This window comes from Ochrobactrum sp. A-1 (assembly GCF_022488005.1).
Taxonomy (GTDB): Bacteria; Pseudomonadota; Alphaproteobacteria; order Rhizobiales; family Rhizobiaceae; genus Brucella.
In genome coordinates, this window is record NZ_JAKVQC010000004.1 from 915589 (window position 1) to 927850 (window position 12262).

A 12262-nucleotide genomic window follows, 5' to 3' on the forward strand; every position below is an offset into this window, starting at 1 on the left:
CGAAAACCGGTTCCATTTTGGCATCGTGCCGTGAGGCAAAATATCCGCTGACAGCGCCTTGGGAGAGGCATATGTTTGAGGCATGAATGCACCATCCAGACCATTTTCGTCCGAAGAACTTGAACGCTATGCGCGCCATATCGTGCTGCCGGAAATTGGCGGTCCGGGCCAGCAGAAGCTGAAGGCCGCGCGTGTGCTGATCGTAGGCGCAGGCGGGCTTGGCGCGCCCGTGCTGCAATATCTGGCGGCTGCCGGTGTCGGCACGCTCGGCATTGTCGATGACGACACTGTTTCACTATCGAACCTGCAACGACAGGTCATTCATGATACGGAAAGTGTGGGCCAACCAAAGGTGGAAAGCGCGCTTGCCACTATTGCCCGCATCAACCCACATGTGAAGGTGGAAGGACACCAGCTTCGCCTCGATGCGGACAACGTCGAAGCTTTGATCGGTAATTATGACGTCTTGGTGGATGGTTCGGACAATTTCACGACGCGCTATATTCTGGCCGATGCTGCTGCCGGAGTGGGAAGACCGCTCGTGACGGGTGCCATGGGCCGTTTTGATGGCACGGTCACCGTGCTGATGCCCTATGCGACTGGTCCAGATGGCACACAGAACCCATCTTATCGCGATCTTTTCCCGGAGGCGCCGCCACCTGGAACGGTGCCAACCTGCGCTGAGGCCGGTGTGCTTGGCGTCCTGCCGGGTGTGATCGGCAGCCTGCAGGCGATGGAAGTCATCAAGCTCATTACCGGCATCGGTGAGCCGCTGGTCGGTCGTCTGCTGCTCTATAATGCCCTGAATGTCCGTTTTGAGACCATTCGTTACAAGGCACGCAAAAAGGCTGAGCATGGCACTGGCATTAACCCATGAAGAGCGGTCGACAGCCGCAGGCGATCAGGGAGAAGGCGCTGCGATGGCCATGCGCATCGTGGCCGATACCGCGAGGCTGATGGGGGCGCCGCGTCTGATCCCTGTTGCATCCGCTCATATTGACGGCGCGCTTTATCACGGCGACAGCGGAACGCTTTTTGCAGAAAAGCTGGTTGAGGGCGGTGCAAAGGTAAAGGTGCGTTCTACGCTCAATGTCGGCTCTATCGATCTGACGGGCTGTTCGCGTAACCTGTTGCCGGCTCACGAGGCCGATATGGCCAAGCGTATGATGCGAGCCTATATCAAGCTCGGCTGCGAGCCGACCTGGACCTGCGCTCCATATCAGGCCGGGCACAGGCCTGCAAAGGGCACTGATGTCGCCTGGGGTGAATCCAATGCAGTCGTATTCTGCAATTCGGTCCTCGGCGCGCGCACCAATCGCTACGGCGACTTTCTCGATATTGCGTGCGCGATTGCTGGCCGTGCGCCCGATTATGGTTTGCATCAAAGCCAAAACCGTCGCGCCACGGTGGTGATCGATATTTCGGCACTCGATCGGGCCTTCCTGTCTTCAGAAGTGGCCTGGCCCATTCTCGGCAATCTGTTCGGTCGCAGCGTGGGCACGAATATCGGTGTCGTTGCTGGTAATCCTGTCCATCCCGATGAAGACGATCTAAAGGCTTTTGGCGCGGCATCGGCATCGGTTGGCGCAGTCGGTCTGTTCCATATTGCAGGCGTGACGCCCGAGGCTCCCGATCTTGAAACGGCTTTGCAGCACCAGAAGCCGGAGGGCGTCATCAACGTAACGCGAGAAATGATCGAGACGACGCGCAAGCGGCTTTCGACGGTCGAGCGGGTGGATCATATCGACGCTGTTGCCATTGGCAGTCCGCATCTTTCGATAACCGAATTCGACCGCCTGGAGCGCGCGATAGCGGAACGCAAGCTCGCAGTGCCGCTTTATGCCTGCACGGGCCGTCATGCGCTGGTCGAACTGGAGAAAGACGGACGCAGGCAGGCGCTTGAAAAAGCAGGCGTCGTCATTGTCGCCGATACATGCGTGGTCGTTACACCCATTTTGCCGCTCAAGGATGATGCAGTCCTGATGACCAATTCCGGAAAGTTCGCCCATTATGCACCCGGCAATACCGGCTATGGCGTGCTTTACGGCTCGCTGGAAGAATGCGTGGAAAGTGCTGTCGCGGGCAGGCCGGTTTTCGGGAGACAGGCGGTATGAGCACGGGGGAAAGTTCCATACTCGTTGCAGGCAAAGGGGCCGATGCTGAGGCGCTGGTTCTCTCTGCGCCGATCAGTTTCTGGGGCGGTGTCGATCCGAAGAGCGGGCGGATTGCCGACGTGCGCCATCCGGAACATGGGCAGAGCATTGCCGGCCGTGTGTTGTGCCTGCCTGGGACCATCGGGTCTTCATCGGCTGCAGCCGTTCTTCTGGAACTGGTCCATAGCGGTCATGCGCCTGCGGCCATTGTCCTACACGAACCGGATGCGATCCTGCTCCTTGGCCTCATCGTGGCGCGTGAAATGGGGCTTGACGTGCCTATCGCCATTGAACTCGACCGCGAAGCGCAAAAGCAATTCGCCGGCCATCGGGTGACGGTCGGCGAGGATGGGGCAATCGGGATCGCTGCTTGAACCAGTGTATTTCGGGTCGAGCTTATTAATGTTCTCTCAGCTTCTTTTCCGCTGTCGCCACGCTTCCCCCTCATCCTGAGCCCTTCGAAGGATGAGGGAAAAGAGACTGCATGCGCGGCTCTAATATTGCGTATTGCGATCCACGATATGCTCCAGCGTCCCATCCCGCTCAAAGGCTTCGATCTGGCGGATAATCTGCGGCACAAGGGCGGTAGCAGATGAGCTTGCCGCCGCATGCGGCGTGATCGTCACACGCGGATGATCCCAGAGGGGACTGTTGGTCGGTAGCGGTTCCTGCGTGAACACGTCGAGCGAAGCTGCCGAAAGAAGCCCGCGATCGAGCGCGGCCAGAATATCCGCCTCATTCTGAAGACCGCCGCGTCCGGCATTGATCAGCACCGGAGCACCGAGCGGCCCGTCGCTCTTCAGTTGCGCAAACATCGACATGGAGAGGATACCCTTTGTGTCGGGCGTCAGCGGCAGCAGGCAGACGAATATGTCGGCCGTCTTGAGGAATTTCCCAAAACCGTCCTTGCCATGATAGGTCTGCACGCCATCGATCTCTTGCTGGCGGCGGCTCCAGCCGGTGACATTGAAGCCGAGCAACTTCAGCTTTTCAGCAGCATCGCGCCCGAGCACACCGAGGCCCATGATGCCGACAGTGACTTCATGAGCCGCAGGCTGGCGGCGATCCTCGTGCCAGACATGATTCTGCTGCTGCTTGCGATAGCGCTGTCCGAGACGGTGATGGTCCAGCACCTGCCAGACGACATATTCCGTCATGCGCATGGTAAGATCGTCGGAGATGATGCGCACCAGCGGCACATCGGGAATCCGGTCATCGCGGAAGACGTGATCGACGCCTGCGCCCAGCGAGAAGATAACCTTCAGATTGGGCAGGCTCTCAAGCGAGCCGGACTTCTGCTTCCATACGAGCGCATATTTGATGGAAGGATCGTTTTCCGTGCGATCCGTCACCACCGGGCGGTCCGGCGCGTGATCCCGAAACGTCTTCAGCCAGATTTCCGGGTCCCAGTCGGTGATCGCCAGAAGGATATTGCCCTTATCATTGTTTGTCATTGCTTCGTTCCTCCCTCTGTTGCTTCCATGCGGAAGGCTGCCGCCATCAACGCCTTGGTATAATCGGTCTGCGGGTGGGCGAAGACATCCTTCGCCGCGCCATATTCGACGGCCTTGCCGTTACGCATCACCAGCACGTCATTTGCCAGCGCCCGCACCACTTTCAGGTCGTGACTTATGAAAAGATAGGCGAGATCATGCTTCTTCTGCAATGCGCGTAACAGATCGACCACCTGTGCCTGCACGCTCATATCGAGCGCGGATGTCGGTTCGTCCAGCATGACGAATTTCGGGTTCAACACCATGGCACGTGCAATGGCGACGCGCTGGCGCTGGCCACCGGAAAATTCGTGCGGATAGCGGAAGCGGGTTTCCGGATCGAGATTGACCTCGTTGAGCGCGGCAACGACACGCGCATCGCGTTCGTCTGCCGACAGTTTAGGCTCATGCACCAGAAGCCCTTCGGCGATGATGTCCGCGATGGTCATGCGCGGGGAAAGCGAGCCGAACGGATCCTGAAACACGATCTGCATCTCGCGGCGAAGCGGGCGCATATCCTTGAAGCTGAACTTGGCAATATCACGCCCGTCGAACCTGATCTCGCCCTTGGACGAAATCATACGCGACAGTGCGAGGCCAAGCGTCGTCTTGCCGGAACCTGATTCGCCGACGACGCCGAGCGTCTGACCGGCGCGTAAGTTTACGTCGATCCCGTCCACCGCCTTCACATGGTCGACGGTCTTGCGCATGAAGCCCTTCTTGATCGGGAACCAGACGCGGATATCCTTGCCTTCCATTACCGTTTTTGCTGCCGGATCGGCAGCAGGCGGCTCGCCCTTCGGTTCGGCGGCAAGCAGGTGCTTGGTGTAAGGATGCTGCGGGTTTTCGAAAATCTCCTTGGTCGGCCCGGCCTCGACGATCTTGCCCTTGCTCATCACGCAGACCTTGTCGGCGATCTTGCGCACGATGCCGAGGTCGTGGGTGATGAAGAGCATCGACATGCCCTGTGCGGCTTTCAACTCGGCGAGCAGCTTCAAGATTTGCGCCTGCACGGTGACATCGAGTGCCGTGGTCGGCTCGTCGGCAATCAGCAGTTTCGGCTTGTTGGCAAGCGCCATGGCGATCATGACGCGCTGGCGCTGTCCGCCGGAAAGCTGGTGCGGGAAGGCCGACAGGCGCTTTTCCGGCTCGCGAATGCCGACTTCGTTCAAAAGTTCCAATGTCCGCGTTCGCGCCGCCTGTTCGCCCATGCCCTGATGCATTTTCAGGATTTCACCGATCTGCCGCTCCACACTGTGCAGCGGATTGAGCGAGGTCATCGGCTCCTGAAAGATCATCGTGATGTCGTTGCCGCGCACACGGCGCAGTTCCGGCTCCGAAGCCTTCATCAAATCCTTGCCGTTGAAAAGAATTTCTCCGGAAGGATGGCTGGCAGATGGATAGGGCAGCAGCTTGAGGATCGACAAGGCCGAAACGGATTTGCCTGATCCCGATTCGCCGACAAGGGCTACCGTTTCACCTTCGGCAATGTCGAAGGATACACGGTCCACGGAAATGCGTTCCTCGCCATTCTGGCGGAAGGCTACAGACAGATCGCGGACGGACAGCAGGATTTTGTTCCCTGATTCGTTCATTGACCCGCTCATTGACCCACTCATTGAAATGCCTTTCGCGGATCGAAGGCGTCGCGTGTTGCTTCACCGATGAAGATCAGAAGCGACAGCATCAGCGAGATGACCACGAAGCCGGTAATGCCGAGCCAGGGTGCCTGCAGGTTGTTCTTGCCCTGAGCAAGAAGTTCGCCCAGCGAAGCCGAGCCGGGCGGCAGGCCGAAACCGAGGAAGTCGAGCGAGGTCAGCGTGGTGATAGAACCGTTCAGAATGAAAGGCAGGAAGGTCAAGGTCGCGACCATGGCATTGGGCAGGAGATGCCGCCACATGATGGTGCCGTTCTTCACGCCGAGCGCACGCGCGGCATTCACATATTCGAAGTTTCGGGCCCGCAAAAATTCCGCGCGCACAACACCGACGAAAGCCACCCATGAGAACAGAAGCATGATGCCCAGAAGCACCCAGAAGCCGGGCGGCAATATCGCCGCGATAATCAGCAACAGGTAGAGAACCGGGATCGAGGACCAGATTTCGATGAAGCGCTGGAACAGAAGATCGACCCAGCCGCCGAAATAACCCTGAACTGCACCAGCCGTCACGCCGATAATGGCAGAGAAGAAGGTGAGAATCAGGCCGAACAGCACCGAAATACGAAAGCCGTAGAGTGCGCGTGCGAATACATCGCGCGCCTGATCGTCGGTGCCGAGCAGATTGAAATTGCCGAAACGACAATTGGGATCGCTCACGCCCTGCGGATAGCGCTGGCAGCGTTCTTCCGCCGAATAGAGCCAGAACGGCTTCGACGGCGCTGCTTCCGGTATCTCGTTATTCACGGTGTTGTAGGAATAGCGGATCGGCGGCCAGATAGCCCAGCCATTATTGTTGATCTCGTCCTGTATCACCGGATCGCGATAATCGGTAACGGCATAAAAGCCGCCGAATTTCTCTTCCGGATAATCGACGAAAACCGGCATCAGCAGCTCGCCCTTGTAGGAAACGAGGATAGGCCGGTCATTCGCGATGAACTCGGAACAAAGCGCTGCGATGAGCAGGAACAGGAAAATCCACAGCGACCAGTAACCGCGCTTGTTGGCCTTGAAGTTCTGCCAGCGGCGCTTGTTGAGTGGCGACAGAAACGGACGTTTTACCGGCTTTGTGGTTGGGGTGAGGGTGGTGTCGGTCATCACACGTCCCTCCGGTCAAAGTCGATACGCGGATCGATCCACGTATAGGTGAGGTCGGACAGGAGGCCGACCAGAAGGCCGATCAGCGAGAAGATGAAGAGATTGGCGAAGACCACCGGATAATCGCGGTTGATGACCGACTGGTAGCCCAGCAGTCCAAGCCCGTCGAGCGAGAAGATGGTCTCGATCAGAAGCGAGCCGGTGAAGAAGGCCGATATGAAGGCGCCCGGAAATCCGGCAATCACGATCAGCATCGCATTGCGGAAGACGTGACGATAGAGAACCTGATTCTCGGTCAGCCCCTTGGCGCGGGCCGTGGTCACATATTGCTTGCGGATTTCTTCCAGAAACGAATTCTTGGTGAGAAGCGTCGTGGTGGCAAAGGCGGAGAGCACGAGTGCGGTGACCGGCAGCACCATATGCCACAGATAGTCGCCGATCTTGCCCCAGAACGACATTTGCGCGAAATCGGGTGAGGTGAGGCCGCGCAGCGGGAACCAGTCGAAGAACGAGCCGCCTGCAAACAGCACGATCAGCAGAATCGCGAACAGGAAGCTTGGAATGGCGTAACCGACGATGATGACGGCGCTGGTCCAGGTGTCGAAGCGCGAACCGTCCTTGATAGCCTTGCGAATGCCGAGCGGTATAGAGATCATGTAGGACAGAAAAGTCAGCCACAGGCCGAGCGAAATCGAAACCGGCATCTTTTCCTTGATGAGGTCGATCACGCTGATATCGCGGAAGTAGCTGCGTCCGAAATCGAAACGCAGATAGTTCCACAGCATTTGGCCGAATCGTTCCAACGGTGGCTTGTCGAAGCCGAACTGCTTTTCGAGATCGGCGATGAATTGCGGGTCCAACCCTTGCGCGCCGCGATATTTGGAATTGATCGAGCCGCTGTCGACGGCACTTTGCCCGAAATCACCACCACCGCCCGAAAGGCGGTCGAGAGCATCGCCGCCTTGGCCGGAAAGCTGCGCGATCACGCGCTCGACTGGACCACCGGGAGCGAACTGAACCACAGCGAAGGAAATAGCCATGATGCCGAAAATCGTCGGGATCATCAGAAGCAGACGGCGGAGAATGTAAGCGCCCATCAGCTCGGTTTTCTCCGCAGGTTCAGGTTTGTCTTATGGCTTGCCAACAGCTTGTGCCTTTTCATTATCTATCCACCACAGCGTCTCGACAGGAAAGCCGTAATCGGGCTTGGGCTCCTTGAAGCCGAACCGGTCCCAATAGGCCGCGAGATGATTCGCTGTCGTCCAATTTGGAATCCAGTCGCGACGGATACGCAAGTACCGATCAAGCGCTCGCATCGTGGCGACGAGTTCTTCACGGCTCGAAACCTTGCCGATATCCGCAATCAGCGCATCGATCAACGGATCTTCCGTGCCAGGAAGATTGTAGCTGCCCGGCACCTTGGCCGATTCGGAGCCGAACATGCCGGCAAGCGATTCCTGTGTCGGCGTGGGGCTGAACTGCAGCGCCATACCCACCATGTCGAACTGGAAATCCTGCATTCGCGCCTGATACTGGCTTGCATCCACCAGACGCTGGCTCGCATCAATGCCAATGGCCCGCAATTTCTGAATGAACGGATTATAGACACGAGTGAAGCCTTCGGAGTTACTCAGAATCTCCAGCGCGAACTTCGATCCGTCCTTGTCGTGGAACTGGCCATTCTTGCGTTCGAAACCGACCGCCTCCAGCAGTTTGATGGCCTGCGCAAACTGCGCTCGGTCGCGGCCTGTCCCATCCGATACAGGCATGAGTATAGCCTCGCTGAAGACAGCGTCCGGAAGCTTGCCGCGATAGCGTTCAAGGACTTTCAGCTCATCAGGTGTCGGCAGGCCGCTTGCCTGAAAATCCGATCCGTTGAAGCAGGATTGCGAGCGGGCATAAACTTTGTAGAAAAGATGCTCGTTGGTCCATTCGAAGTCGAAGCAGAGCGCAATTGCTTCACGCACGCGCGGATCGCGGAACCGTTCGCGGCGCTGGTTCAGCGCCCATGCCTGCATCAGCGGGCGCTTTTCTCGCGGAAAGGTGCGCTTGATGACCTTTCCCTGCTGTGTGGCCGGGAAATCATAGCCCGTCGCCCAGTTTTTGGAGACGCTCTCCTCGCGGTAATCGATACTGCCTTTCTTGAAGGCTTCGAATTGCGGCTGGCGGTCACGGAAAAACTCGATACGAATGCGGTCGAAATGGTTGAAGCCCTTCTGGGCCGGAAGGTCTTTCGCCCAATAATCCTCGACGCGGTCATACTCGATGAACTGACCGGCTGAGAAATTACCGACCTTGTAAGCGCCGGAGCCGAGTACCGGCTGCATGGTTGTCGCTTCGAAATCGCGGTTCTTGAACCAGCTTTCCGACAGGATCGGCACGGTAACGGCATCGAGAATGGCGTTCGGCCCGCGCCCTTCGACGAAGCGCATGCGCACTTCTCGGCTGCCGGTTACCTCCACTTTTTCCACTCCTGCCAGCGACTGGCGCAGGGTCGGATGGCCCTTCTGCTTGATGGTCGTATAGGTGAACAACACGTCTTTCGCCTCGATAGGCGAGCCGTCGTGAAAGCGCGCTTCCTTGCGAAGCTTGAAGGTGCAGCTGCGGCGGTCTTTCGAAAGCGTCGCATTTTCCGCGATCAGGCCATAGACAGAATCGGGCTCATCCAGCGCCGAAGCCATCAGCGTATCGAATGTCAGTTCCATGCGCGGCGGCGCATCACCCTTGAAGGTGAAGGTATTCAGCGTGTTGAACGTGTCGGTATTCTGGTTCCAGACCCAACTCGACGGCGCGAAATTGAACGTGCCGCCCTTCGGTGCTTCGGGGCTGGCATAGTCGAAATGCGGAAAATCGGGACCGTATTTCAGGTCACCGAAAGCCGAAAGTCCGTGCAGTGCCTTGCCCGTCGGTATGTCGGCAAAGGCCCTTGGCGGCAGGAGGGCCGCAAGGGCTACAGTTCCCGAAAGCCCCAGAAAATGGCGGCGATTCATGCGAAGGATCGTCATTGTCGTCCGGCCCTCATTCACTGCCGGTCTTGAGCTTGGCTTCCTTCGCAGGGTCTATCCACCAGGAGAACGGGTCAATGCCACTGTAATCGGGCTGCTTTTCAGGCATTCCAAATTTATTCCAGTAAGCCACGTTGATTTTGTCATCATACCATTGCGGGATGACGTAGTAGTTCCACAACAAAGCCCGATCGAGCGCATGGGTCGAGGCGACAAGCTCGTCCCGGTCCTTGGCATAAATCACACGGTCGATCAGCTTGTCGATGGCCGGGTTCTTGATACCGGCATAGTTGCGGCTGCCTTTGAAATCGGCGGCTTTGGAGCCCCACATGTCGCGCTGCTCATTGCCGGGCGAACTGCTTTGCGGAATGATGGAGGTCACCACATCATAGTCGAAATCGTTGACACGGGCCTGATACTGCGCCGCATCAACGATGCGTACAGTTGCATTGATGCCGATCTTGCGCAGGCTTGCGGCGAATGGATTGTAAATGCGCTCGTCCGTCGGGTCCTTGCCGAGAAATTCGATGGTGAACGGATTGCCCTTGGCATCGACCAGCTTGTTGCCCTGCAATGTCCAGCCTGCTTCCGAGAAGAGTTTCAGCGAAGTACGCAGGTTTTCGCGGGTGGCCTGCGGCGTGTCATAGACCGGCAGCTTGAATTCCTTGGTCAATGCGTCGGCAGGAAGCGCATCCTTCACCGTTTCGAGTATCGCCTGTTCCGCCGGTGTCGGTGGGCCGCTCAGTTCCAGTTCATTGCCTGCGAAATAGCTGTTGATGCGCTTGTACTGGTTGAAGAACAGTAGGCGATTCATCGATTCGAAGTCGAAGGCGTAAGTCAGTGCCTGACGCACTTTCGGATCCTTGAACTTGTCGCGGCGCGTGTTCAGAAAATAGCCCTGCATACGTCCGACGGCGTGATAAGGGAACGAAGCCTTTACGACATCGCCACGCTGCACGGCCGGGAAATTATACTGTTCGGCCCAGCGTTGGGCGCGATTCTCGTTACGGTAATCGTACTGTCCGCCTTTCTTGAAGGCTTCCCAGGTCGCATCCTCATTGAAATAATATTCGTAAGCGATGCGGTCGAAGTTGTTACGCCCGACATTGACGCCCAGATCCTTGCCCCAATAGTCGTCGACGCGCGCCCAGGTGATGGAGCGTCCGGGCGTCATGCTGTCGATCTTGTAGGCGGCAGAGCCGAGCGGGATTTCAAGCGTCGGGCGGGTGATGTCGCGCTGCCTGCCCTGTGCATCCTTGCCTTCCCACCAGTGCTTGGGAAGAACGGCAAGCTGCCCCAGAATCTGCGGCAGTTCGCGGTTGCCCTTTTGGCTAAAGGTGAATTTCACCTCATGTTCGCCAGTCTTTTCCGCCTTCTCCACGTCGCCATAATATTTGTTGTACATCGGCGACTGCTTCTTCAGCACGTCAAATGACCAGATCACGTCATCGACGGTGATCGGTTGGCCGTCATGCCATTTCGCTTTGGGATTGAGCTTGAATTTCACCCAGGAGAAATCGTCAGGATATTGCAGGGCCTCGGCGATCACAGGATATTGGGTGGAGGGCTGATCGACCGAGTCCGTCATCAGCGTGTCGTAGAGCATCCCACCGCCGAAGTCGGACAGGCCAGCGGCAGGAACGCCCTGCACCACGAATGGATTGAGACTGTCGAAGGTGCCGACGGCGACCATGTTCAGCGTGCCGCCTTTCGGCGCATCGGGGTTCACATAGTCATAATGTTTGAAATCGGCTGGATATTTGGGCTCGCCAAGCAGGCTGGAGGAATATCGCCATTGGGGTTGCGCGTCATTTGCGCGCCCCATTGAAACCGTGCTCGCAAGCATGGCCACTGCGAACGCACCCGCCCAAAAAGCTCTCATCCAGCCTCTCCGTTCCTGTTTCGGATATATTGGGATGAAGTCTTATGGGTTTTTGCGGAGGAAGAAAGGCATTGGGGCAAGAAATTTGACGCCGGCAAGAAAAAAGCCCGGAGAACCGGGCTTTGATCGTGTTTCTATCTTGTCGGCTTAATTAGCGGGTGCCGGTTCCGCAGGCTTCTGTTCGCCACCTGCCGGTGCGCTTGACGGTGCGCCTTCTGCGGGCTTTTCGCCTTCGGCAGGCTTTGCATCGCCACCTTCAGCAGGTGCCGCATCAGCGGTCGGCAGTGGAGCCGGATTGTCGGACAGCGTACGCAGATAAGCGATCAGATCGGCGCGTTCATTGTCCTTCTTGTCGCCGGCAAAGCCCATGGCCGTGCCCTTGATGAAGCCTTTCGGCGAGGTCAGGAACTTGTTGAGATGTTCAAAATCCCACTTGTTGCCGCCAGCACCGAATTCCTTCATGGCAGCCGAATAGCCGAAACCTTCAACGGAGGCAGCCGGACGGTTCACGACATCCCACAGATGCGGACCAACCTTGTTGGCGCCACCCTTTTCACCGGTATGGCATGCAGCGCAACGCTTGAAGACGGTTTCACCGCGTGCCGGATCGGCAGACTGCAGCAACGTCGCAATGGAAACTTCTTCCTTGGCCGGCGCAGCGCCCCCTTCACCGGTCGAGGCTTCCGCCGCTTCGATGGCAAAGCCCGGCTTTTCAGGCGCAGGCGAGTGAAACAGCGAATCGGACAGGATGCCTGTCGTCATGACAACGAACACCGTTGCCAGAAAAGCCATGATAAACTTGTTAGTCCGGGTTGAATTCATCGCCGGTCAGCGCTCCCTCTACCAAAACGCTCTCCCCGAGAACGCTCTCCTAGCCGGCATGCAAACCTTTAATAAAGGTCACAATTCTCTCCCCGGCATCGGGCGGAAACTAGGTCTTTTACCAGGGCGATGCAACACCTATAAGGGTGACT

The 12262-nt window shown here is 57.6% G+C and carries 10 protein-coding genes; 3 read left to right on the top strand and 7 right to left on the bottom strand.

Features of this window, described 5'->3' with window-relative positions; translation table 11 throughout:
• Positions 1-82: 82 nt before the first annotated feature.
• The 3 genes from MKS82_RS13990 to MKS82_RS14000 are packed head-to-tail and all read left to right on the top strand — an operon-like array spanning position 83 to position 2527.
• Positions 83-877: a molybdopterin-synthase adenylyltransferase MoeB gene (locus MKS82_RS13990; RefSeq protein ID WP_109987115.1), complete on the top strand. Its 795-nt coding sequence runs from the start codon at positions 83-85 to the stop codon at positions 875-877.
• Positions 855-2114 (top strand): aconitase X, encoded by a 1260-nt coding sequence (locus MKS82_RS13995; protein ID WP_109987116.1) that lies wholly within the window; start codon positions 855-857, stop codon positions 2112-2114. Before MKS82_RS13990 ends, MKS82_RS13995 begins: the two co-directional genes overlap by 23 nt.
• A complete protein-coding gene (locus MKS82_RS14000; protein ID WP_109987117.1) occupies positions 2111-2527 on the top strand; it encodes an aconitase X swivel domain-containing protein in 417 nt (138 codons plus the stop codon). Before MKS82_RS13995 ends, MKS82_RS14000 begins: the two co-directional genes overlap by 4 nt.
• A gap of 120 nt (positions 2528-2647) precedes the next feature.
• On the opposite strand, the gene MKS82_RS14005 is transcribed toward MKS82_RS14000, so the two are convergent.
• The 7 genes from MKS82_RS14005 to MKS82_RS14035 form a co-directional block, all read right to left on the bottom strand.
• Positions 2648-3607, bottom strand: coding sequence for a 2-hydroxyacid dehydrogenase (locus tag MKS82_RS14005; protein WP_109987118.1), 960 nt, complete (start codon positions 3605-3607; stop codon positions 2648-2650).
• Positions 3604-5265 (bottom strand): ABC transporter ATP-binding protein, encoded by a 1662-nt coding sequence (locus MKS82_RS14010; RefSeq protein WP_109987119.1) that lies wholly within the window; start codon positions 5263-5265, stop codon positions 3604-3606. Before MKS82_RS14010 ends, MKS82_RS14005 begins: the two co-directional genes overlap by 4 nt.
• Positions 5262-6401 (bottom strand): ABC transporter permease, encoded by a 1140-nt coding sequence (locus MKS82_RS14015; RefSeq protein ID WP_109987120.1) that lies wholly within the window; start codon positions 6399-6401, stop codon positions 5262-5264. The genes MKS82_RS14010 and MKS82_RS14015 overlap by 4 nt, the downstream gene beginning before the upstream one ends.
• Complete coding sequence (locus MKS82_RS14020) at positions 6401-7498, bottom strand: microcin C ABC transporter permease YejB (protein WP_109987121.1); 1098 nt, start codon at positions 7496-7498, stop codon at positions 6401-6403. Before MKS82_RS14020 ends, MKS82_RS14015 begins: the two co-directional genes overlap by 1 nt.
• 33 nt (positions 7499-7531) lie before the next feature.
• Positions 7532-9406: an extracellular solute-binding protein gene (locus MKS82_RS14025; RefSeq protein ID WP_109987122.1), complete on the bottom strand. Its 1875-nt coding sequence runs from the start codon at positions 9404-9406 to the stop codon at positions 7532-7534.
• A 13-nt stretch (positions 9407-9419) separates the two neighbouring features.
• Positions 9420-11288, bottom strand: a complete 1869-nt coding sequence (locus MKS82_RS14030) for an extracellular solute-binding protein (RefSeq protein ID WP_109987123.1) — start codon at positions 11286-11288, stop codon at positions 9420-9422.
• Between the two features lie 147 nt (positions 11289-11435).
• Positions 11436-12110: a c-type cytochrome gene (locus MKS82_RS14035; protein ID WP_109987124.1), complete on the bottom strand. Its 675-nt coding sequence runs from the start codon at positions 12108-12110 to the stop codon at positions 11436-11438.
• Positions 12111-12262: the final 152 nt, after the last annotated feature.